Source organism: Priestia megaterium, assembly GCF_046599315.1.
GTDB classification, from domain to species: domain Bacteria; phylum Bacillota; class Bacilli; order Bacillales; family Bacillaceae_H; genus Priestia; species Priestia megaterium_F.
Map to the genome: position 1 here is coordinate 99,710 of NZ_JBKIKC010000009.1, position 22,127 is coordinate 121,836.

Genomic DNA, 22,127 nt, shown 5'->3' on the forward strand with positions numbered 1-22,127 from the left:
CCACCTTTATTTTATTTCTGAATAGTCTGTCTTATCCAAGGAGACAGAAGGTATTTTTCGTTCAATCGATGCGTTAAAAAAGAGATTTAATAAAATGGCAGCTAAACTTCCCGTAATAACTCCATCGCTTACAATTACGCACAAAGCATTTGGGAGCTGAGCGAATAAATCAGGTACCACTGTTACGCCAAGGCCGAGTGAAAGAGAGCAAGCAATAATAAGCAGATTTTCTTGTTTGGTCAAATCAACAGCGCTTAGCATTTTAACTCCTGATGAAATAACTAAACCGAACAATACAATCATTGCTCCTCCTAAAACAGGAGTGGGAATAATGGTTGTAAAAGCAGCAATTTTAGGAACAAGTCCTAGCAATACGAGAATAAAGCCGGCTACTACCACCACATTTTTTGTTTTTACTTTCGATAATTGAACCAGTCCTACATTCTGAGCGAATGTATTGTAAGGGAAAGCATTAAATAGCCCTCCAAGAGCAATGGCGATTCCTTCGGCACGATAGCCTTTTGTAAAATCTTTTTCCGTTAATTCTCGGTCGCACAGCTTTCCTAATGCTAAAAATACGCCTGTAGACTCGATAATAATGACCAAGCATACGAGGATCATCGTTAAAATTGGCCCGATTTCAAAAGTGGGCATCCCAAAATAAAAAGGAGTAGGAATGTGCAGCCAAGAAGCTTGATTAAAATTAGTGAAATCAACTTTCCCCATTAATACAGCGACTATTGTTCCGGATACAATTCCAATCAACACAGAAAGAGAACGAAGAAAACCGCTAAAAAATCGATTTAAAATTAAAATAAGCGCTAGAACACCAAAAGAAAGAAGAAGATTAGAAAGAGAACCAAAATCTTCACTCCCCACTCCTCCTGCCATATTTCGGACAGCCGATGGTACAAGTGATAAACCAATCATCGTCACAACCGTTCCTGTGACAACTGGAGGAAAGAATTTAATAATTTTGCCTAAAAAACTTGCTGCCAGCACGATGAAAATACCACCGGCAATAATCGCTCCGTAAACAGCGCTAATTCCATATTGAGTCCCAATTGCAATCATAGGAGTCACGGCTACAAAAGAGCTTCCAAGTACAACAGGAAGCCCAATCCCAAACCATCTGTTTGTCCATGCCTGCAACAGCGTGGCTAGTCCGCATGTCAGTAAATCAATGGCCACGAGATAGGCTAAATCATGCGCATTTAGATTTAATGCGCGTCCCACCATCAGTGGAACAAGAATGGCACCCGCATACATAGCAAGTACGTGCTGTAATCCCAATGAAGCTAGTTGAAACGGTAGATTTTGTTTATTCAATTAAAAACCCCCTTTAATTATATCACATGTAATGTTAATAAATATTACATTTAAAATGATATATTAATAGTAAAATGTTTTTTAAGAGATGTCATTAGTTAAGTTGACTAAAAACAAAAAGGTTAATATCCGGTTTTATACAATACACAGAGAAGTAGTGAAGTTATCGTGTAAAAAGATGTTACATTTATTTTTTAGTACCAGATCTTAGTATTAAGTGATATAATTTTGTCTATATTTTCAAAAAATAGAGAGAAGAGGAAACGTATATGTATAATGTTGCGGCTCACACATGTAGATTTTTATTAAAAAGGAGAGGGAAGCTTTGTGTAAGGAACAGAGAGTATCTGCCAACGGACACAGGATTTGTTATCGCTTGTTCGCATAAGGGGTGGGTAGACGTCGTAGCACTTGGTACAGCTGTTTTGCCTCATCAAATTCATTTTATGGCAAAAAAAGAGCTTTTTAATCATATACTCACTAGTAATGTATTAAAAAAACTTAACGCATTCCCAGTAGATCGTAGCAATCCAGGACCTAGCAGTATTAAAACACCTATTAAATTGGCAAAAGAAGGACATATAGTAGGAATTTTTCCTAGCGGCACGCGGACTGAGGAAGACGTTCCTCTAAAAAAAGGAGCAGTCACTATAGCAAGCATGGCAAAGGTTCCTATTGTACCAGCGGTTTACAAAGGACCTGCAAATGTAAAAGAGCTATTTTCAAAGAATCCCATTGTCATTTCCTTTGGAAACCCTATCTATCTTGGTGAAGACAAACTGACAAAAAATCGCCTTGCTGAGGTGTCAAATCACTTAACAGCTTCGATTCATGCGTTAGAGAAAACAGCAAAATAACTTCATAGCGGAGGTGCATCATGAAGGATTGGGTACAGCGAAAGCTAAACGATGTGATTAGTGATGATGTGCAGGCAAAAATGAAAGAAAAGATGGCTGAAAGCGGGATAACCGTTCCTATATCCGCTTCTATGCTCATGCGGATTTTTCAAAAGCAAATGACAAAGCAAGATCAAATTCAACAATTTTCTATTTCATTTCAAGACTCCTATATTCATGTGAATGGAATTATTAAAAAATTTCTGGTGAGAATTCCATTTTCCATTGTACTAGAACCTCTTGAAGCAAAAGAACGGACGCTTTTATTCAAAATTCATGAAATGAAACCTCTTAATCAAAATTGGATTAACTATCGAATTTTTCACAAGCCGCCTGTTACTACGTATGAAGAAAAACAAATTCATATCAATCTTAATGAAATTGATAAAGTGAAGGTCATTCCAGTAGGAAAAATCAAACAATTTTCAATACAAGATGAAAAGCTCCGAGTGAAAATTGGCTTATAAATCGTTGTAAATAAAATGTAAAAATAGTTTTTTTAGAAAGAAAACCTTTTCAATTCAGCACTTAATCTAATTAGGTGCTATTTCTTTATAATTTTTATAAAATTTTTAGAATTTTTCGTCTCTAACTATTGTGACACGCTTCCCTAAAGTTGTACAATGTAACTTATATAGAGGTTTAAGCGAAAAACCCGTAAATACAAAGAGCAAGGAGAAACAACTATGACAACTTATTCAATCGATGTAACACTAAGTCAAACAAAAAAAGAAAAGCCGCAATCTGATCAATTGCAATTCGGGAAAATTTTCACGGACCATATGTTCATTATGGATTATACAGAAGGTCAAGGATGGCACGATGCTCGTATTGTACCTTATCAACCTATCACATTAGATCCGGCATCTATGATCTTTCATTACGGGCAGTCTGTTTTTGAAGGACTAAAAGCATATGTAACAAAAAAAGAGCAAGTATTACTATTTAGACCAGAGGAGAACTTCAAACGTTTAAATAAATCAAACGATCGCCTTTGTATTCCTCATGTTGATGAAAACTTAGCGTTAGAAGCGTTAAAACAGTTAATTAAAATTGACCGCGAATGGATTCCTACGGCTGAAGGTACATCACTATACATTCGCCCATTTGTCATCGCAACAGAGCCTTACTTAGGAGTGGCTCCATCTGATCACTATCAATTTATTATTATTCTATCTCCAGTTGGTTCATATTATAAAGAAGGTATTGCTCCTGTAAAAATTGCGGTTGAAAGCGAATTTGTTCGTGCCGTAGCAGGAGGGACGGGGACGGCTAAAACAGGTGGAAACTATGCTTCAAGCTTAAAAGCTCAGCAGCTTTCCGACTCAAAAGGCTATTCGCAGGTGCTGTGGTTAGACGGGGTTGAACGTAAGTACATTGAAGAAGTAGGAAGTATGAATATTTTCTTCAAAATTGATGGAGAAGTGGTAACGCCATCTGTGAATGGAAGTATTTTGGAAGGGATTACGCGTAAATCCATCATTGAGCTGCTAAAACACTGGAATATGCCTGTAACTGAGCGCCGTATTTCTATGGAGGAAATTAAGCAAGCTTATTCTGAAGGCAAACTTGAAGAGGCATTTGGAACAGGTACAGCTGCAGTTATTTCTCCAATTGGTGAACTATTTTGGAATAACGAGAAAATGGTAATCAACAGTGGAAATACAGGAGAAGTATCACAAAAACTGTATGACACTCTAACAGGTATTCAAAATGGTACAGTAGAAGATCCGTTCGGCTGGGCAGTAGAAGTAGAATAAATTTCGATAATCGAATATCTTTTCGCGTAAAAGAAGCGGGACAACTACCGCTTCTTTTTTTCTTCGTTAACATGACGCCTTTTCCTTTGGCGTATTTATAATAGGAACGCTTTTTATTTTTTATTTTACCTATCCTGGTTTTTGGATGTTTATGATTATAAACGCAGCATTTGATTTGTTTCAAGCGTTCGTCATGAGCCTTATCTTTGAAAAGCTAGATATTTATACACTGAAGGAAATTAATCATTTTTTATTATTTATACTAATGATGATTATTGCTGTCCTACTTTTTCTTTATCAAAAGTGGCAAGATACGACGTTTAAGTTATTTATAAAGTGATGAAGAGACAGGTTGTGTTTTATCGCTGACTTTTATATAATGAATGTATAAAACCCTCTATTTACATCGGAAATAGAGGTGTTTTTCATCTGAAAAAGATACAAAATGGCAAAATATCTGCTGATGAACATCATTTTTCGCAAAAAAATTAAAATAATGTAAAAGTTTATGTTAAAATGGCAATGTTGCGTGAATGAATTAACTAGATTTACGCAAGAATGCTATTTACATATGTAAGAAGGAGAGAGATTTAAGATGGCAAAGACTTTAATTTTTGGACATAAAAATCCTGACACAGATACAATCTGTTCTGCAATTGCATACGCTGATTTAAAAAATAAATTAGGTGTAGACGCTGAGCCTGTTCGCTTAGGTGACATTAACGGTGAAACGCAATTTGCTCTTGAAAAGTTCAACGCTGAACTGCCACGTTTCGTTGATGAAGTATCTAAAGAAACGAATGAAGTTATTTTAGTGGACCATAACGAACGCCAACAAAGTGCAAACGATATCGACCAAGTGCGTGTGCTTGAAGTAATCGATCATCACCGTATTGCAAACTTTGAAACAGCGGATCCTTTATACTATCGTGCAGAGCCAGTTGGATGTACGGCAACAATCTTAAACAAGATGTATAAAGAAAACGGCGTAGAAATCGAACCAAACATCGCAGGTCTTATGCTATCAGCTATTATTTCTGATTCATTATTATTCAAATCACCAACTTGCACAGACCAAGACGTTGCAGCTGCTAAAGAATTAGCTGAAATTGCAGGCGTAGATGCAGAAGAGTATGGATTAGCAATGCTGAAAGCTGGAGCTGACTTAGGTGATAAAACAGCTTCACAATTAATTTCATTAGATGCTAAAGAATTCAGCATGGGTACAAGCAAAGTTGAAATTGCGCAAGTTAATGCAATCGACGTAAATGACGTTTTAGCACGCAAAGTTGAATTAGAAGAAGCCATTACTAAAACAATTGAAGAAAAAGGATTACAACTATTCCTTTTAGTTGTTACAGACATTTTAAACAGCAACTCTACTGCATTAGCATTAGGTTCTGCTGCTTCAAAAGTAGAAGAAGCATACAACGTAACGCTTGAAAACAATACAGCTGTCTTAGAAGGCGTTGTATCACGTAAAAAACAAGTAGTACCTGTATTAACATCTGTATTTGCTTAATAAAAAAACGGTTCGTGTCTAAACACGAACCGTTTTTTTGTGCATTTGCAGATCAAGCCAATTTAGTATATCTTCTATCACTTCATCTTTATTTAATTCATTAAGCAATTCATGACGGCACTGTGTAAAAAAACGGTAGCTTACATCTTGCAATCCTGCTTTTTTAAAGTCGTTATATACTTTTAATACGCCTTTTGTATTGTTGCCTACTGGATCATGTTCTCCAGAAACTAAATAAATAGGCAGATCTGATGGTACTAACTTTATATTAGATAAGTTAGAGATCTGTTTAATTCCTGTTAATAAGTCATAGAAAAATCCAGCTGTGAAAATCCCTCCGCAATAAGGGTCATTTACATATAAATCTACAGCTTCATTATCCTGACTTAACCAATCAAAAGGTGTTCGAGCAGGATGAAATGATTTGTTGTACTGTCCAAAAGAAAGTTTATCAAGCAACGGACTAGCAGATCGTAGTCCTTTTCTTTTTTTCTCTATTTTCGCAGCTAATATACCGCCCTGCAGTGAAAGGGAAGGAATGCTGCCAGTACCTGAGAGCATCACGCCATGAATGTGCTCTGTATCCAATTGAATATATCTTCTCGTTAGAAAAGATCCCATGCTGTGACCAAAAAGGAAGATTGGCAGGCCAGAGTGTTCCGTTGAAATGTGCTTAGTCAGAGCAATCATGTCGTAAACTACGGTGTCAAAACCATTTTCTTCAGCAAAAAAACGCTTTTCTTCATCTTTTAAGGCTGTTTGGCCATGACCGCGGTGATCGTTTCCATATACGATGTAGCCATGTTGAGTTAATACATTGGCAAAGTATTCGTAGCGTCCAATATGTTCGGCCATCCCATGTGCTATTTGGATAACGCCTTTTGCAGATTTATGTTCAGTATTCCATTTTTGTGCAAATATTTCTTTTTCCTGATGACCTCTGTAGTAAAAAGATTGTTTCATGCTTAACATCCACCTTCAGTTTTTCTGTAAAATAAGGGGTATATGTATATATTATACTAATTTATGTATGGTATTTTACTATTTTGAAATAAAAAATGATTATTTTGTTATAAACCTTTACAAACCTTTGTGTGATTTGTTAAATTAGTATTTATATTAAAAATTATTAAATAATTTAAAAAGATTTAGTTTTTAATAGGTTAGATGAATACGGAGGGAATTATTGTGGCAGAATTAAGAAGTAACATGATCAAAAAAGGATTCGACAGAGCACCTCACCGCAGCCTATTACGTGCAGCTGGTGTAAAAGAAGAGGATTTCGGCAAACCGTTTATTGCGGTTGTCAATTCATATATTGATATTGTACCAGGTCATGTTCACTTGCAAGAGTTTGGTAAAATCGTAAAAGATGCGATTCGCGAAGCTGGTGGCGTACCTTTTGAAATGAACACTATCGGTGTAGATGATGGTATTGCGATGGGACATATCGGTATGCGCTATTCATTACCAAGTCGTGAAATCATTGCCGACTCAGTTGAAACTGTAGTATCTGCTCACTGGTTTGATGGAATGGTATGTATTCCAAACTGTGATAAAATCACACCTGGGATGTTAATGGCTTCATTACGTCTGAATATTCCGACAGTTTTTGTTAGCGGCGGACCAATGAAAGCTGGTGTAACGAGTGACGGTCGTAAGATTTCTCTTTCTTCAGTATTTGAAGGCGTAGGAGCTCATCAAGCAGGTAAACTTGATGATAAAGGACTACTTGAATTGGAACAATTCGGCTGTCCGACATGCGGCTCTTGTTCAGGAATGTTTACAGCAAACTCAATGAACTGCTTAGCTGAAGCGTTAGGACTTGCTTTACCTGGAAATGGTACAATCTTAGCGGTAGCTCCTGAACGTAAGGAATTTGTTAAAAAATCAGCTAAACAGCTTATGGAATTAATTAAATTAGATTTAAAACCACGTGATATCGTAACAGAAAAAGCAATCGACAACGCATTTGCTTTAGACATGGCGTTAGGTGGTTCTACAAATACAGTCCTTCACACGCTAGCTCTTGCGAATGAAGCTGAAATTGATTATCCATTAGAGCGTATTAATGAGGTAGCAGAACGCGTGCCTCACTTGGCAAAACTGGCTCCTGCTTCGGATGTATTTATTGAAGATTTACATGAAGCAGGAGGTGTATCGGCTGCTCTAAACGAGCTATCTAAAAAAGAAGGTGCACTTCATTTAGATACGATGACGGTCACTGGAAAAACACTAGGTGAAAACATTGCAGGATGCGATGTGAAAGATTATAAGGTTATTCATCCAATTGATAAGCCGTTTACAGAAAAAGGTGGACTTGCTGTATTGTTTGGTAACTTAGCTCCAGATGGCGCAATTATTAAAACAGGCGGTGTTCAAGACGGCATTACTCGTCACGAAGGACCAGCAATTGTATTTGATTCTCAAGACGAGGCTCTGCACGGTATTGCTAACGGCAAAGTAAAAGAAGGACATGTCGTAGTCATTCGCTATGAAGGACCAAAAGGCGGACCGGGAATGCCTGAAATGTTAGCTCCAACTTCTCAAATTATGGGAATGGGATTAGGTGCAAAAGTAGCGCTATTAACGGACGGACGCTTCTCTGGCGCTTCTCGTGGACTATCCATTGGTCATGCGTCTCCGGAAGCTGCTGAAGGCGGACCGCTAGCATTTGTAGAAGATGGCGACCACATCGTGATTGACATTGAAGATCGCTCGATGAATGTTCAAGTTTCTCCAGATGTTTGGGAAGAACGAAAAGCAAACTGGAAAGGCTTTGAGCCAAAAGTGAAAAAAGGATATCTTGCAAGATATTCTAAACTTGTAACTTCTGCAAGCACAGGCGGAATTATGAAAATCTGATAGTACAAAATAAAAAGGCTCTCTACTGAGAGTCTTTTTATTTACCGAAGTAACTATGCAACAAAAGATTTTTTAACACGTAAACTCTTTTTTCATTATAACATGTGGGATACCGTCTTCCATAAACACATCAGAAACAGTCTTATAGCCTAATTTATGATAAAAAGGTTCAGCCTGAACTTGACCGTGAAGCTTAGCTTGAGTTAAGCCTTCTTTTTTCACTGCTTGTTCTAAGCTAGCCACCACTTCTTTTCCGAGTCCGTATTTTCTAAATTCCTTTAATACGCATATCCGCTCTATTTTGGCATAATCGTCTACTATGCGGAATCTTCCAGAAGCAGCCGGCTCGTTGTTGTAGTAAATCAACATATGTTTTGCCGTTTCTTCATGTTCATCAAATTCATCTTCTAACGGTACTCCTTGTTCTTCAACAAACACCGTCTTACGTATATGGAATACGTCTTCAAGCTGCTCTTTTGTTGTAACATGCTCAATTTTCATTAAAATCCTTCCTTTTCTACGAATTTAGGCTTCTTTTTTGTATAATAAAAATACGTGATATAAAAAGAGTATAAAGGAAAAATAAAATGTTGTAAATGCAACAAAAATCAACTAATGGACATATTACACAAATTTGTGGTCATTGCTCGCTGTTTAAACGACATCAGCAATAATAAAATCAACTGAAACATGTTAAAAGAGCAAAGAAAAAGGATTATGAAGCGCTGTGGATCTACATAACTTGTAAAAAGAGAATTATTCAAAATAGTAGTGGGATGAAAAAGGGGAATGTATCATGCAAATAACCTTAGTGTATAAAGATGGGCAATTGAATAAATTTTGGAAAGTTGAAAAAAGAGACAGCAAGTTAGTGATTCATTTTGGAAAAGTTGATACAGCTGGCCGCATGCAAGTAAAAGAGTTTGCTTCTACAGAAGCTTGTCAAGCGGAAGCTGAAAAGCTGATTCGTACAAAAGTAAAAAAGGGATATAAGCCTTTAACTTGTTCGATGCAAGTAATGAAAGACAGCACAATGTCCGAGGCTCTCTTCTGGGAACTGATAAAAAAAGCGAAAACAAAATTAGATGTCGACGAGCAAATGGAGTGGCTCCGATCCACGCTAGCAAAGCGTTCTGAAAAAGACATTTTCCGCTTTGATCAGCTGTTAAATCAGCATTTTGATCACTCCTATACTTCTTCGTTGTGGGCAGCAGCTTATATTGTAATGGGCGGTTGTTCAGATGATTGTTTTGATTATTTTAGAGCGTGGCTTTTATATCAAGGGAAAGACATATATTATAAAGCAATTGAATCTCCTGAGACGATGATTCCTGTCCTTAAACCGCTAGAAGCAGAAGGGTATGCTCCTCAGTTAGAAGAATTACTTTCTGTAGCATGTGAAGCTTATGAAGAAAAGACAGGTTTGGATAATGACTACTATTATGATAAGTATGACCAGTTTGATCCAACGTGGTACGATGAGCAAGACTTAGAGCTTGATTGGGATGAAGATGATGAGGATGGTTTACAAATGCGATTCCCTGTGCTTTGGAGTCGCTATTGGAACAACCACCTCGAATACTAAAAAAAGGAGATGAAAACTTTTGAACAGATTTTCATCTCCTTTTTTCTTATTTTAATAGAGCACGTGACGGAGAGGTCGAAGACAGTTTTGTTTTTTTGTTTAGCATACTGTTCACGATCATTCCGATTACGATTATCATCATACCAGCTAAAGCGATCCCTGTTGGCATACGGCCATTTAATAAAAACACTTCGCCAAGTACGGTAAAAATCATGCTGCCCGATTGAGTTGCTTCGACTGCTCCAAGTAAACCTAAATTTTCTTTTGCCAAGTCTGTTGCGTAAAAGAACGTCATCGTAGCAATTACACCTGAACTCATTGCCAAAATAAAGGCTTGAGAAAATTGTGGAGCACTTGGCATACCTGTAGTAAAGAAACCGTATATAGCGTAAATAATGCTTAACGGAATGCTTCCTAAAGCCATTCCTAAAACACGTTGAAACGTATCAAGCTTGCCACTGCATATTTCCATCATTTTGCGGTTCCCAAGCGGGTATAAAAAAGCAGCTATAACAACAGGGAGAAATCCTAAGATAAACTGCATAGCCGTAATATTTTCTGCCTCTTTTACCTGCATAAGAATAACGCCTACTAAAATAAACGCTGAAACGCTAAGCGTTTTTAGTGGAATTTTCCCTCTGACTTTTTTATATCCTTCTGCAGTTTGAACTTTTATAAAAAACAAGGGAGAAAGCAGAGCTCCTGCTAGAATAGTCACTTGCCACGTTCCCGCCACCAGCCATGATGGTCCGAAAAGTGAAGAAAAACTTAAGAGAGAATAAAAACCTACTCCTGCAAGTGTCCCCCAGCCAAGCCAAGCCCAAGGGTGTTTTTTCATTTCCTTCCACAGAGGCATAAATTTCTTTTGCAGCAGCACTAAAATGATTAAAATAGGAATAGCGAATAAAAAGCGGAGGGATGCGGTCCATGCCCAACTCGTTCCAGATACATTCATTGCTCGGTTAACAATAAACGTAGCGGAAAAGAACATGGAAGATAATAGTCCCCATATTATTGCTTTCATTGTTTACCCTCCTTAAATATATTATAATATGTTAATAACTTAAAAAAGTTTATCATAATATACAACAGAAAGGAAGGAAGCAATGCATACAGAAGAGATGATTAAAAAAGTAGGCAGTGAGTTAAGAAAAATTAGGGTTCAAAATCATTTGACACTGGATGAATTAGCTGAAAGAACAGGAGTCAGCAAACTCACATTAGGAAAAATTGAAAGAGGAGAGACCAATCCCACTTTAGGGGTGATGTGGAAAATAACGACAGGTTTAAATATTCCTTTAACCAAATTAGTATCAGCAGAACCTTCAGTATCTCTATCTAAGTGCGGAGAAGGGTTTTCCCTCAGAGGACCGGAGGAAGCTTGGAAGATCGAATTCATGTTTCAAGACCAAATGGATTCGACAATTGAAATGTACCGAGCCTTTCTTTCTCCTCTCGCTACATACTGTCCCGAACCGCACCACAAGGGATTAATTGAAGTAGCAACGGTAATGGAAGGCAGAATTGAAATCAAAATCGAAGAAGAGGTATACGAGTTAAAACAATTTGATTCAGTGAAATTTGAAGGAAGTCACACACACTCGTACAAAAATCTCGAAAAACGTCCCGCTGTATTACATCTACTAGTAAAATATGAACAATAAAGCGGCAGAGCCGCAGTAAAACGAACCATAAAAAATGATTCGTTTTACTGCGGCTCTAATAGCTGTTTATTCATCAGCTTGTTTTGATAGCTAATATATTTTTTTACTCTAATGATAATTAAGGAATATTCTTCGATCAAACGGTGGATAGATTGAACCATACACTCTGGGTAATGATGTTTTTTCTGTAAATACACTTTATACTTCCGAATTTGCCTTTCGAAATATAAAATAACTTGTTCAGGCGTTTTTACCAGTAATGATTGCATATATTCATTTACTTGCGTTTCAAGAAACGAATAGCGATTTGTGATAAAAAATGTCTTCATCTTATTTTCCTCCCTGTATATTATTGGTACAAAAAAGAAATCCTTGTGCTAGGATTTCTTTTTTGTTTTTTATTTGAATCAGCTGTGCACAACTTTTAGGCACTGATACTTGAAATTGAAGACTGTCTATATTTTTTTATTTTGCATCTTATATATGTAGGCGTTTCGCCGAAAAGATTTGCTACATGTGCAATAGCTCCATAATACGTTTTAGCATCCATCATTTCTTTATTCACAATATAGTCATAAAGGGATGATTCAATATCATCAACAAAAGCTAAAATGTGACGCTTTTCGAATAGGAGTTGATAAAGTTCATTAATTAAGTATGGGCTTTGATCAAATTTGTCTTGCAGCTGCTCTACTCGATACTTTGTCATAGGCACTTCACACAAGATAATATATCGTAACTCTTCTAAAAATAATTTATTCATCTTCCTCACATCCCTATTCTGTTAATAATTATATAATAGCACTATGTCTTCATATTTGGAAGCGTTTTCAATGGATTAATTTTAATATTTTTTCTCCTTATTTCCTTTCATTTTTTCTTTTCTTACGTGAATTATCTGTAGTATAGTGCGTTTTACTTAAAGACTCTAGCTAATTGTTAAACTACCTGACACACTTTTTGAAAATTTCGTTATCGTTGTTAAAAAATCTTACATATCTAGGCGAAAACGCTTTAAAAATAACGTGCTGTGAGTCGGCACCTTCTTTAATTGTGATAAAATAAAGAATGGAAAATACATCATATAGGAGAGAGGCTATGGAAAAAGATCATATTTCAGAGCTCAAGATTTTAAAAGACATTGCCGAAATTTTAAATGAAGGCACTAATTTACATACAATGCTTCACGATGCTCTTTTAAAGCTGCTGCAAATAACAGATTTACAAACAGGATGGATTTTTTTTATTGATGAAAATGGAAAGCATGAGATGGTTGCTTCTCAGCATTTGCCACCAGCTTTATTAAATAAAACCGCTCAGCCTATGTGTAACGGAAGCTGCTGGTGTGTTGATCGGTATATGGACGGCAGACTTCAAAAAGCTTCTAATATTATGGAGTGTAAGAGACTTGAAGATTCCGTCATTCATCACTGGGGAGATACACACGATATTACCCACCATGCAACGGTTCCTCTACAAGCAGGGGATGAACGCTTTGGATTATTAAATGTAGCGGCTCCTCATAAAATTCATTTTGAACAGCGAGAGCTTGATTTATTAGGATCTGTCGCTCTTCAAATTGGCACGGCTATTAAACGGATTAAGCTGACTCAATCTCAGCAGGAAGTAAAACTTATTGAAGAAAGAAACAGACTGGCAAAAGACCTTCACGATTCTGTTAATCAGCTGCTGTTTTCAATTAATGTCACAGCTAAAGCAGGAAGCAGCTTAGCAAAGGATGTGCAGTTAAAAGAGACTTTTTCCTTAATCCAAGAAACCGCTCAGCATGCTCAAGTGGAAATGAAGGCATTAATTTGGCAACTTCGCCCTCAAGGATTAGAAAACGGCATTGTCAGTGCGTTAAAAAGCTATGGTCAAATGCTAGGACTTAATGTAAAAGAACAAATTAAAGGTGTATCGGTTTTGCCTGCTGTAATTGAAGAGGCACTGTGGAGAGTGGGGCAAGAAGCTTTTAATAATTGTCGAAAGCATGCGGGTACAGCAGAGGTACATTTAAACGTAACTATAAGTAAAGAACAAGTGATCATGAAAATTCGAGATAGCGGCAATGGATTTGTATATAGCGCTTCAGCAGAATTGCCGACGCTTGGGTTAAAAACAATGCATGAGCGAATAAAAAGATTAAATGGAAAACTATCTGTTACAAGCAGCATAGGAAACGGAACGGTTGTGGAAGTATCTATTCCTCTTTCATAACGGAAAGGAGAGCACATGAAAATAAAGATTTTGATTGCAGATGATCATCACGTCGTCCGAAAAGGACTTGTCTTTTTCTTACAAACGCAGCCCGACTTAGAAATTGTAGGAGAAGCTTCTAACGGAGAGGAAGCTTTAAAGTTAGCAACATCCCTCGAGCCTCATATTGTTTTAATGGATTTATCGATGCCGGTTCTCGACGGAATCGAAGCAACAAAAGAATTAAAAAAACAAGCACCACATATAAAAGTCATGATTTTGACAAGCTTTTCAGATCAAGATCACGTGATACCTGCATTAGAAGCAGGAGCTTCAGGCTATCAATTAAAAGAAAGTGATCCAGATGAACTTGTAGCAGCTATTCGAAAGCTAATGAACGGAGAAAATCAGCTTCATCCAAAAGTCACTACACACTTGCTAACACGGTTAACCAAAAGCAGCGAAAAGAAAGTCAATTTTATTGACCACTTAACGAAACGAGAAAAAGACGTATTAAAAGAAATTGCAAAGGGTAAAAGCAATAAAGAAATTGGTGCTTCCTTACATATTACAGAAAAAACAGTGAAAACACATGTATCTAATATTTTATCGAAGCTTGGTGTTCAAGACCGCACGCAAGCAGCTCTATATGCTGTTCAGCACGGCATTTCCTAACCTACGACTTTAGTTGTAGGTTTTTCTCTGTACACTTCAGTCTATATTGGTAGCTTTCTTTCTATCAATAGCAGGACGAAAAAAAGTCCAATCATCCCTATACTATAAATATAACAAAACGACAGAGGGGTAGATAAACATGAACATACTTATTATTAATGGAAGTCCTAGAGAAACAGGCCGAACAACAAAAGTGACGAGAGAGCTTCACAAAAGCTATCAAAGTTCTTTTCTAGATTTAAGTGAATTGTTGCTTCCTATATTCACAGGGGATAATTATCAGTACGAAACAGAAGCAGTAAAAATGCTAATTGAAAAAATAGACAAGGCAGATGCTATTTTACTTGCGACGCCCGAGTACCACGGAGCTATGAGCGGAGCATTAAAAAACGCGTTTGACTTTTTAAACAGTGCGTATTTTGCAAATAAGCCCGTGGCACTTGTAGCAGTATCGGGAGGAGGCAAAGGAGGCATTAATGCTTTAAACAACCTTAGAACCGTCACTCGTGCTTTGTATGCAAATGTACTATCCAAGCAGCTGGTGTTAGATCCTACAGACGTCATGGAACAAGGAATTTTGCGAAAAACTGCTGCTGAAGGAATTGATGAATTAGTTAACGAACTGATTCTTTACACACAAGTATCAAAGCAAATTTTAAAAGCTAAGCAAAACGTGTGATGAAGGCGCTCTATAAAGACCGGAGCTTTCAAGCGGTAGTAGCTGCAAATGTTTTATCTTCTATAGGTTCCGGTATTACGATGCTTGCCATTCCTTTACTGTTGGTTGCGTCTCCAAATGGAAATAAACTATTTGGCATGATTATGCTGATCATGACGGTGATTAGCTTTGTAGCTACCCCGTATATCGGCATTCTTATTGATCGAATGTCACGGAAAAAATTATTGTTAATGGTTGAACTTATAGGTTTTATCACGATAATGTTATTTGTCATCGTTGGTTTTGTTACAAACTATTCGACGATTCACTACGTGGTTTTATACGGAACTGGAAACCTTTATTACACGTTTTTTTATCCAACGATTTTCGCCTTAAATCAAGAAGTTTTTTCAAAGGATGCGTTTCAATCATTAAACAGTATAATGGAAATACAAGGTCAGCTATCGAGTATGCTTGCAGGGGCTGTAGCCAGTCTAGTCATTACTCGTTGGTCGCTTCAATGGATTTTAACAGTGGATGCAGCTACGTACGTTGCCGCATTCCTTTGCCTATCGACTATTCCATATAAACAGAGCAGCGGACAAAGCGCCAAGAAATATACAGCTATGAAAGAGGGGCTAGCATTCATAAAAGAAAATCGCTCGGTATCTCTTTTTTTGCTGCTTTCTTTTATGCCTTTCATCGCTGTGATGATGACCAATTATTTGTTTCCTATTTATCTGACTCAAGAATTAAAAGCAAGTCCAGCAGCATATGGAATTGAGAGTGCCGTATATGGTTTCGGGGCATTAACGGCAGGTGTATTCATCGTATCTATTATGAAAAGAACAGGCACAGAGCTAGCGATTATGCTTAATATAAGCCTTTTTGCACTCGGAATATCTATCATCTTCTTTATGAAGCTTCTGCCGATTTATTTTTCTATTGTGTTTCTTCTTGCTTTTGCAAATGCAGGTACAAGAGTAGCTCGAAATACGTTTATGATGCAGAAAATACCGAATATCATCGTAGGAAGAGTGGACAGCTGCTTTCGCTTTATCACTTTAGGAATTCGTATTTTACTGATTTTTTTCTCTATGTATGTTACGGCTAACGATCGTATAGGACTGGCTTTTTTAGGACTTAGTCTGCTTTTATTATCATCCGCTGGAGCTGGCTGGCTACTCTACAAAAGAAAACAGCGAAAACAGTCTGCATTGCTTAAGAGTGTTTTATAATGTCTGTTGCATGTTATAATAGAGAAATTGACAAATAATGTTCAACGTTTTTAACGTTGAACATTATTTGTTATGAATAGAAATTAAACAGAAACAGCATTGACTGTTATGCGATTGGAAGATTGTGAAGCGATGATAAATAAAACATTAAACAAAGAACAATTAAAAGATTCGTACTCAAGCAGAACGTACTATAGAGGGCACACGTATTACAAGCAGGGACGTGTGCTTGATTTGGAATACAATGAACAGACCACTACGTGGACAGCATCCGTTCGAGGTGCGGAAATGTATACAGTAATGGTTGAACAAAAAGGAAATTCTTTTTATTCATTCTGCGATTGTCCTGCTTATCACGAGTTTTCAGAATGCAAACACGAAGTAGCTGTTTTATTAACGATTTGCGATGAGCGAGCAAAGCCGCAGCCAATTAAAACGAAGCCTTTTCGCCAAAGCAAAGAATACGAAAATGTAAATCACTTTATCGACTTATTTTCGAGTTATCAACAAACAATAAGCGACCATAGGAAATATGCAGATAAAGATCCATTGAAAGTAGAATTTATTTGCAAGTCTTACTCAGAGGAATTTTTACGTTCAGAAGGAATGTACGTAGCGCTTGAAATGAAAGTGGGCGTCGACCGGACGTATGTAATAAAAAACATTCAAGAATTTTTAACAGACGTTAAAGAATTCCAAACTCACGAATTTACCAAGCGCTTCGAATATGACCCGGCAGAACATTTTTTTATAGAAGAAGATGGGAAAATCATTGAGTTGCTGATGGATATTATGACAAATGAATCATTTTATAAAAATTCTTATTCCATGTATCGTTCGTCTGCAAATAACAGAGAACTAGTCATTCCATCCATCGTAGCCAAAGAGTTATTTCAATTGCTCAAAGGTCGGAACTTTACATTTATTCACGAAGGGCATTCATATGAAAATATCATCTTTGCTGAAAGCTCAGCTCCTTTTTCATTTCAGTTAAATAAGCATCCGGCAGCTGGATTTGAACTAGACTTTACGGAACTTCATCAAGCTTCGTTTTTTGATCGATACGGGTGGCTATTTTTAAACGGGACGTTTTATGAGCTATCTCAAGATCAGCGTATGCTTCTTGAAGGACTTCGGAAAACGGCTCCTTTGAAGCCGGTCGTACCTATTGCAGAAGAGCAGATGGGTAATTTTTTATCTCACGTCGTTCCAGGATTAAAAAAAGTAGGGAAAGTAGATATCGCAAAAGAAGTAGCCCATCAAATTATTGCACCTGAGCTAAAAGCAAAAGTATTTATTGACCGTGAGGATGAACAGCTGTTTGTGACGCTTCGGTACAACTACGGAGAGATTTCGATTAATCCATTTTCATCCCAATCTGAAACGTACGATAAAATCTTGATACGAGATTTAGAAAAAGAAGATCGCGTTATGGACTTAATTGAAACGGCTCCTTTAAACATTTATAAAAATCAGTTGTACTTAAATCAAGACGAGTCCTCTCTATATGAATTTTTGTTTCATATTGTTCCAAAGCTTGATGAAATAGCGGATGTGTATATTACGGATGAGATGAAAGACTATACCTATACGGATTTTTCTGCGCCAGTAACAACGGTTGACATCAAAAACAGCAATGGTTTATTAGAAATTAATTTTGACTTAGGAGACATTGATCATCAGACCGTTCAAGATGTTTTAAAATCTGTTTTAGAAAAGAAAAGCTATCATCGCCTAGATAACGGTGCGTTTATTCCTCTTGAAAGCGAAGGCTTTGAACATATTCAAAATCTGTTTCGTGAGCTGAACGTAACGGAGAAAGACTTAAAGGTTAACTCATTACAGGTACCTTTATACAGAGGGATGCAAGTGGAAGAAATTATGAGTGCGGGTGATAAATCAGCAGCTAAGTTTGGTTCAGCATTTAAAACATTACTTACACAGCTCAAATCCCCGGAGGAAATGGATTGGGAAGTGCCAGAATCCTTACAGGCATCCCTGCGTGAGTATCAGTACAATGGGTTTAAGTGGTTTAAATCTCTGTCTCACTACTCTTTAGGAGGCGTACTGGCTGATGATATGGGGCTTGGAAAAACGCTTCAAAGCATCGCTTATATTTTATCTGAAAAAGATCATGATGAGGCTAGCAGTGCCTTTTTAATTGTTGTGCCGGCTTCCTTGATTTATAACTGGAGCAACGAATTGGAGAAATTTGCACCGAATCTAACGGTTCAAACCATTACAGGAACGCCGAGCGAGCGTGAGGAGAAGTTAAAACGAACTGCTGACGTATGGATTACATCTTATCCAACGCTGCGTCAAGATATTGATTTGTATCAGCACCTTCATTTTCATGCTTTAATTCTAGATGAGGCTCAGAGCATTAAAAATCATACAACGAAGACAGCAGTAGCTGTGCGGACTATTTCAGCTAAAAAGCGTTTTGCGCTGAGCGGTACGCCTATTGAAAACTCACTCGATGAGCTTTGGTCAATTTTCCAGACCATTCTTCCGGGCTTATTTCCAGGGCTTCGCCAGTTTAAAAACATGTCATCGGAGCAAGTCAGTCGAATTGTAAGACCATTTTTACTACGCCGAGTAAAAAAGGATGTGTTAAAAGAACTGCCTGATAAAATTGAAACAACTCATTTATCTGAGCTGACTAAAGAACAAAAAGAGTTATATGTAGGCTATTTAGAGCAATTGAAATCATCTTTAGCCGGTGAAGATTTTAATAAAAATCGAATGAAAATCTTGGCGGGATTAACAAGACTTCGCCAGATTTGCTGTCATCCGTCTTTATTCGTTGAAAATTACGAAGGGTATTCAAGCAAATTAGAGCAGCTGGTTGAGATTACAAGAAATGCAGTTGCCAACGGAAAACGCTTGTTAATCTTCTCTCAATTTACAAGTATGCTTCATATTATTCGAGAAGAGCTCCAAAAGGAAAACCTTTCGTACTTTTACTTAGATGGTCAAACGCCATCAAAAGAACGAGTGGAAATGGCGGATCGGTTTAATAATGGAGAACAAGATATTTTCTTAATTTCATTAAAAGCCGGAGGCACAGGCTTAAATTTAACAGGAGCCGATACGGTTATTTTATATGACTTATGGTGGAACCCTGCGATTGAAGAACAAGCGGCAGGCCGAGCGCACCGCATTGGTCAAAAAAATGTCGTGCAGGTCATTAAGCTTATTTCTCAAGGGACCATCGAAGAAAAAATTTACGGCTTGCAGCAAAAGAAAAAAGAACTCATCGAACAAGTTATTCAGCCGGGAGAAACGATGCTTTCTAGTCTGACGGAAGAAGAGCTTCGAGAACTGCTTAGCATGTAGCAAAGGATGTGTGAGGAATGAAAAAATGGGCGTTTGTATCAGATTTTGATGGAACGATTTCAAAGAAAGACTTTTATTGGATTGTGATTAAAAAATATTTTCCAGAAGGTGAAGACCTTTTCCACCGGTGGAAAGCAGGAGAAATGAAAGACATTGATTTTTTATCTACTGTTTTTCAATCCATTCACCAAGAAGAACCGAAAATTTTAGAAGAAGTAGCGAATATTCCAATTGATGAATACGTGCCCGCTTTTATTAAAGCTGTTCAGAAAAACGGCGGAGATTTTTATATTTTAAGCGCTGGAACAACGTACTATATTAAACCGATTTTAGATAAATATGGAGTTGAAGAAGTGGAAGTTTATTCGAATGAAGGATATTTCCATCACAACAATGTTCACTTGCGTCTAGACCCTGCTCACAGATGGCATTCAGAACGCTACGGTATTAATAAATCTGCTGTTATTCAAGAACTAAAGGAAGCATACGAAACGATTTATTTTGCTGGAGACAGCGAGCCGGATTCACATCCCGCAAAATATGCAGATGTTACCTTTGCGAAGGATGCTTTGCAAGACTTACTGCGCGAACAAAACGTTTCATTTGTTCCGGTTGAGACATTTAAAGATATTGAGCAATATTTGATACAACATAATGTAATAAAAAAGGCATAAAAACAGCGGTATTATTTGATTACTTCAAATAATACCGCTGTTCCTATTCCGCCTCCGCTCCCTAAAGCAGCTATTACATATCGCACGTCTTGGCGCTTACTTTCATAAAAAAGACGCGTGGCTAAAATAGCTCCTGATGCTCCGTACGGGTGCCCTAGCGTCAATGCCCCTCCCCGAATATTTACTTTCTCTTCTGATACCCCCAGTTCTTGCATACAAGCGACAACTTTAACCGCAAAGGCTTCGTTGATTTCAAATAAGTCAATGTCATCTACCGTAAGAGAATTTCGCTTCAAGATGTTTTTAATAGCAGAAACCGGCGCAATAGCTGGGTAAAGAGGTGATACTCCTGAGATATCAGCATCGATAAAGCGTAAAACGGGCTGAAACCCTAAGGCGTGTGCTTTTTTCTCTTCCATCACAAGTGTAATGCAGGCTCCGTCATTAATTCCGCAGCTGGTGGCTGCGGTGACGGTGCCTTCTTTTTTAAAAAGACGGGGCTGGCTTTTTGAAGCAGCTTTGTTATGTTTCGTTTTTTCATAAATGCTTCATCGTGCATTATATTTGGAAGATGAAGCGTTTCTTCTTTAAACAATCTCTTTTCAAAAGACTCCCAGCTTCTTTCATGACTTAAAAGAGCATACCTGTCTTGCCGGTCTTTAGATATGTTGTATTGCTGGGCTACGTTTTCTGCTGCAATTCCCATGTCAGGGTCACCAATTTTATCAGGAGAAAAACGGGCTCTTTTTTCAAAAGGAGAAGTACTTGTACTTTCAACTCCTCCAGCTAAGTAACATGTTCCAGCGCCTGCTTTTATCAAATAGCTAGCCATTCGAATGGCCTCTAAGCCAGCTCCGCACTGACGATCAATGGTCATTCCAGGGATAGAAAAAGGGAGGTCTGCTTCTAACGCTGAAAGCCTAGCTACATTTCCTCCTGGACCTACAACATTTCCTAAAATAACGTCATTAATTTCATGTTGAATTCCTGCGCTTAGGTGTTTTAATAAAGGAGCCGCTAGTTCTTGAACGTAAAAATTTTTAAGTACGCCGTTTTCTTTTCCAATCACTGTACGCTTCGCTTTTACAACTGCTGCCTGGTAGATAGTCATCACTTCCTTACATAGAAGCCGTATTGGAACGACCAGTTACGGTTACTACTTTTCGGACTTTTGTAATTAAATAAGCTGCTATGATTGCTTTTATGCAGTCACCGGGAATATAGACTAAACTTAATTGAAGAGATTTCCAGAACGGTATGTGAAGTAGCATCGCTTGTACAGGAATGCCAAAAGCGTAAACTAGCAAAATTCCAAACAGGACATTTGTTACGAATACCTTTGTAAACGTAAGGGTTTTCAACTTGGATAGTGTCCATCCTATAAAGAAAGCTGCAAATATATAGCTGATTAAATAGCCAGCGCTTGGACTAAAAAATACACTCATACCACCGCGCCCTCCAGAAAGCAAAGGGACTCCTACAGCTACTAAACATAAAAAAATAAATTGGCTTAATGCGCCTAACCTAGCCCCAAGAATACCTCCTGCCAGCATAACTCCCATCGTTTGAAGAGTAATAGGAACGGGAGTAAATGATAGAAAAATAGGAGGAACAAGCCCCAGCGCTCCCATTACAGCCGTAAATAATGCAACGTACGTCATATCTTTTGTTTTCATCGTAAACCTCCGCTATGTATGATAAAACATGACTATCGTATCTTATTAAA

At 37.5% G+C, this 22,127-nt stretch carries 20 protein-coding genes and 1 pseudogene; 13 read left to right on the plus strand and 8 right to left on the minus strand.

Annotated elements, in window-relative coordinates; translation table 11 throughout:
* Window positions 1-6: 6 nt before the first annotated feature.
* Window positions 7-1,329, minus strand: a complete 1,323-nt coding sequence (locus ACLHDF_RS22155) for a nucleobase:cation symporter-2 family protein (RefSeq protein ID WP_413920769.1) — start codon at window positions 1,327-1,329, stop codon at window positions 7-9.
* A 269-nt stretch (window positions 1,330-1,598) separates the two neighbouring features.
* On the opposite strand from ACLHDF_RS22155, the gene ACLHDF_RS22160 reads away from it, so the two are divergent.
* The 4 genes from ACLHDF_RS22160 to ACLHDF_RS22175 all read left to right on the plus strand — a co-directional run bounded on the left by ACLHDF_RS22160 (window position 1,599) and on the right by ACLHDF_RS22175 (window position 5,507).
* Entirely contained in the window at window positions 1,599-2,186 is a 588-nt protein-coding gene (locus ACLHDF_RS22160) for a lysophospholipid acyltransferase family protein (protein ID WP_413920770.1), read from the plus strand.
* A 20-nt stretch (window positions 2,187-2,206) separates the two neighbouring features.
* Window positions 2,207-2,692: a hypothetical protein gene (locus ACLHDF_RS22165; RefSeq protein ID WP_413920771.1), complete on the plus strand. Its 486-nt coding sequence runs from the start codon at window positions 2,207-2,209 to the stop codon at window positions 2,690-2,692.
* A gap of 219 nt (window positions 2,693-2,911) precedes the next feature.
* Window positions 2,912-3,985 (plus strand): branched-chain amino acid aminotransferase, encoded by a 1,074-nt coding sequence (locus ACLHDF_RS22170; RefSeq protein WP_413920772.1) that lies wholly within the window; start codon window positions 2,912-2,914, stop codon window positions 3,983-3,985.
* A 595-nt stretch (window positions 3,986-4,580) separates the two neighbouring features.
* Window positions 4,581-5,507, plus strand: a complete 927-nt coding sequence (locus tag ACLHDF_RS22175) for a manganese-dependent inorganic pyrophosphatase (RefSeq protein WP_413920773.1) — start codon at window positions 4,581-4,583, stop codon at window positions 5,505-5,507.
* Between the two features lie 18 nt (window positions 5,508-5,525).
* Here ACLHDF_RS22175 and ACLHDF_RS22180 read toward each other — a convergent pair whose 3' ends face one another.
* A complete protein-coding gene (locus ACLHDF_RS22180; protein ID WP_413920774.1) occupies window positions 5,526-6,470 on the minus strand; it encodes a lysophospholipase in 945 nt (314 codons plus the stop codon).
* 225 nt (window positions 6,471-6,695) lie between these two features.
* On the opposite strand from ACLHDF_RS22180, the gene ilvD reads away from it, so the two are divergent.
* Window positions 6,696-8,372: a dihydroxy-acid dehydratase gene (gene ilvD, locus ACLHDF_RS22185; protein ID WP_413920775.1), complete on the plus strand. Its 1,677-nt coding sequence runs from the start codon at window positions 6,696-6,698 to the stop codon at window positions 8,370-8,372.
* A 72-nt stretch (window positions 8,373-8,444) separates the two neighbouring features.
* Here the strand turns inward: ilvD and ACLHDF_RS22190 are convergent, their stop codons facing one another.
* Window positions 8,445-8,873, minus strand: a complete 429-nt coding sequence (locus tag ACLHDF_RS22190) for a GNAT family N-acetyltransferase (protein ID WP_413920776.1) — start codon at window positions 8,871-8,873, stop codon at window positions 8,445-8,447.
* A 295-nt stretch (window positions 8,874-9,168) separates the two neighbouring features.
* Here ACLHDF_RS22190 and ACLHDF_RS22195 point away from each other — a divergent pair, with 295 nt between their 5' ends.
* On the plus strand, window positions 9,169-9,957 hold the full coding sequence (locus ACLHDF_RS22195; protein ID WP_413920777.1) for a DUF4240 domain-containing protein: 789 nt from the start codon (window positions 9,169-9,171) through the stop codon (window positions 9,955-9,957).
* Window positions 9,958-10,003: 46 nt separating this feature from the next.
* Here ACLHDF_RS22195 and ACLHDF_RS22200 read toward each other — a convergent pair whose 3' ends face one another.
* Window positions 10,004-10,981 carry a multidrug resistance efflux transporter family protein gene (locus ACLHDF_RS22200; RefSeq protein ID WP_413920778.1) on the minus strand — a complete coding sequence of 326 codons (978 nt, stop codon included), beginning with the start codon at window positions 10,979-10,981 and terminating at the stop codon, window positions 10,004-10,006.
* 82 nt (window positions 10,982-11,063) lie between these two features.
* On the opposite strand from ACLHDF_RS22200, the gene ACLHDF_RS22205 reads away from it, so the two are divergent.
* Window positions 11,064-11,621: a helix-turn-helix domain-containing protein gene (locus ACLHDF_RS22205; protein ID WP_413920779.1), complete on the plus strand. Its 558-nt coding sequence runs from the start codon at window positions 11,064-11,066 to the stop codon at window positions 11,619-11,621.
* 44 nt (window positions 11,622-11,665) lie between these two features.
* Here the strand turns inward: ACLHDF_RS22205 and ACLHDF_RS22210 are convergent, their stop codons facing one another.
* Both ACLHDF_RS22210 and ACLHDF_RS22215 read right to left on the minus strand, forming a co-directional pair.
* Entirely contained in the window at window positions 11,666-11,950 is a 285-nt protein-coding gene (locus ACLHDF_RS22210) for a hypothetical protein (protein ID WP_013057202.1), read from the minus strand.
* A 95-nt stretch (window positions 11,951-12,045) separates the two neighbouring features.
* Window positions 12,046-12,384, minus strand: coding sequence for a hypothetical protein (locus ACLHDF_RS22215; RefSeq protein ID WP_413920780.1), 339 nt, complete (start codon window positions 12,382-12,384; stop codon window positions 12,046-12,048).
* Between the two features lie 335 nt (window positions 12,385-12,719).
* On the opposite strand from ACLHDF_RS22215, the gene ACLHDF_RS22220 reads away from it, so the two are divergent.
* From ACLHDF_RS22220 to ACLHDF_RS22245, 6 genes are all read left to right on the plus strand, one after another.
* Window positions 12,720-13,838 carry a GAF domain-containing sensor histidine kinase gene (locus tag ACLHDF_RS22220; protein WP_413920781.1) on the plus strand — a complete coding sequence of 373 codons (1,119 nt, stop codon included), beginning with the start codon at window positions 12,720-12,722 and terminating at the stop codon, window positions 13,836-13,838.
* 15 nt (window positions 13,839-13,853) lie between these two features.
* Complete coding sequence (locus ACLHDF_RS22225; RefSeq protein ID WP_413920782.1) at window positions 13,854-14,492, plus strand: response regulator; 639 nt, start codon at window positions 13,854-13,856, stop codon at window positions 14,490-14,492.
* A gap of 139 nt (window positions 14,493-14,631) precedes the next feature.
* Window positions 14,632-15,171: an NADPH-dependent FMN reductase gene (locus tag ACLHDF_RS22230; RefSeq protein WP_413920783.1), complete on the plus strand. Its 540-nt coding sequence runs from the start codon at window positions 14,632-14,634 to the stop codon at window positions 15,169-15,171.
* Entirely contained in the window at window positions 15,171-16,388 is a 1,218-nt protein-coding gene (locus ACLHDF_RS22235) for an MFS transporter (RefSeq protein WP_413920784.1), read from the plus strand. The genes ACLHDF_RS22230 and ACLHDF_RS22235 overlap by 1 nt, the downstream gene beginning before the upstream one ends.
* Window positions 16,389-16,520: 132 nt before the next feature.
* On the plus strand, window positions 16,521-19,727 hold the full coding sequence (locus ACLHDF_RS22240) for an SNF2 helicase associated domain-containing protein (protein ID WP_413920785.1): 3,207 nt from the start codon (window positions 16,521-16,523) through the stop codon (window positions 19,725-19,727).
* A 17-nt stretch (window positions 19,728-19,744) separates the two neighbouring features.
* On the plus strand, window positions 19,745-20,401 hold the full coding sequence (locus ACLHDF_RS22245; RefSeq protein WP_413920786.1) for an MtnX-like HAD-IB family phosphatase: 657 nt from the start codon (window positions 19,745-19,747) through the stop codon (window positions 20,399-20,401).
* Between the two features lie 11 nt (window positions 20,402-20,412).
* On the opposite strand, the pseudogene ACLHDF_RS22250 reads toward ACLHDF_RS22245, so the two are convergent.
* Both ACLHDF_RS22250 and ACLHDF_RS22255 read right to left on the minus strand, forming a co-directional pair.
* Window positions 20,413-21,512: pseudogene (locus ACLHDF_RS22250) on the minus strand (acetyl-CoA C-acyltransferase).
* A 7-nt stretch (window positions 21,513-21,519) separates the two neighbouring features.
* Window positions 21,520-22,077 carry a biotin transporter BioY gene (locus tag ACLHDF_RS22255; RefSeq protein WP_413920787.1) on the minus strand — a complete coding sequence of 186 codons (558 nt, stop codon included), beginning with the start codon at window positions 22,075-22,077 and terminating at the stop codon, window positions 21,520-21,522.
* Window positions 22,078-22,127 lie beyond the last annotated feature (50 nt).

Excerpts from the sequence above, each read along its gene's own strand:
- ACLHDF_RS22160 (WP_413920770.1), top strand. The coding sequence starts at position 1,599 with ATGTATAATGTTGCGGCTCACACATGTAGATTTTTATTAAAAAGGAGA.
- ACLHDF_RS22165 (WP_413920771.1), top strand. The coding sequence starts at position 2,207 with ATGAAGGATTGGGTACAGCGAAAGCTAAACGATGTGATTAGTGATGAT.
- ACLHDF_RS22170 (WP_413920772.1), top strand. The coding sequence starts at position 2,912 with ATGACAACTTATTCAATCGATGTAACACTAAGTCAAACAAAAAAAGAA.
- ACLHDF_RS22175 (WP_413920773.1), top strand. The coding sequence starts at position 4,581 with ATGGCAAAGACTTTAATTTTTGGACATAAAAATCCTGACACAGATACA.
- ACLHDF_RS22180 (WP_413920774.1), bottom strand. The coding sequence starts at position 6,470 with ATGAAACAATCTTTTTACTACAGAGGTCATCAGGAAAAAGAAATATTT.
- ACLHDF_RS22190 (WP_413920776.1), bottom strand. The coding sequence starts at position 8,873 with ATGAAAATTGAGCATGTTACAACAAAAGAGCAGCTTGAAGACGTATTC.
- ACLHDF_RS22195 (WP_413920777.1), top strand. The coding sequence starts at position 9,169 with ATGCAAATAACCTTAGTGTATAAAGATGGGCAATTGAATAAATTTTGG.
- ACLHDF_RS22200 (WP_413920778.1), bottom strand. The coding sequence starts at position 10,981 with ATGAAAGCAATAATATGGGGACTATTATCTTCCATGTTCTTTTCCGCT.
- ACLHDF_RS22205 (WP_413920779.1), top strand. The coding sequence starts at position 11,064 with ATGCATACAGAAGAGATGATTAAAAAAGTAGGCAGTGAGTTAAGAAAA.
- ACLHDF_RS22210 (WP_013057202.1), bottom strand. The coding sequence starts at position 11,950 with ATGAAGACATTTTTTATCACAAATCGCTATTCGTTTCTTGAAACGCAA.
- ACLHDF_RS22215 (WP_413920780.1), bottom strand. The coding sequence starts at position 12,384 with ATGAATAAATTATTTTTAGAAGAGTTACGATATATTATCTTGTGTGAA.
- ACLHDF_RS22220 (WP_413920781.1), top strand. The coding sequence starts at position 12,720 with ATGGAAAAAGATCATATTTCAGAGCTCAAGATTTTAAAAGACATTGCC.
- ACLHDF_RS22225 (WP_413920782.1), top strand. The coding sequence starts at position 13,854 with ATGAAAATAAAGATTTTGATTGCAGATGATCATCACGTCGTCCGAAAA.
- ACLHDF_RS22230 (WP_413920783.1), top strand. The coding sequence starts at position 14,632 with ATGAACATACTTATTATTAATGGAAGTCCTAGAGAAACAGGCCGAACA.
- ACLHDF_RS22235 (WP_413920784.1), top strand. The coding sequence starts at position 15,171 with ATGAAGGCGCTCTATAAAGACCGGAGCTTTCAAGCGGTAGTAGCTGCA.
- ACLHDF_RS22240 (WP_413920785.1), top strand. The coding sequence starts at position 16,521 with ATGATAAATAAAACATTAAACAAAGAACAATTAAAAGATTCGTACTCA.
- ACLHDF_RS22245 (WP_413920786.1), top strand. The coding sequence starts at position 19,745 with ATGAAAAAATGGGCGTTTGTATCAGATTTTGATGGAACGATTTCAAAG.
- ACLHDF_RS22255 (WP_413920787.1), bottom strand. The coding sequence starts at position 22,077 with ATGAAAACAAAAGATATGACGTACGTTGCATTATTTACGGCTGTAATG.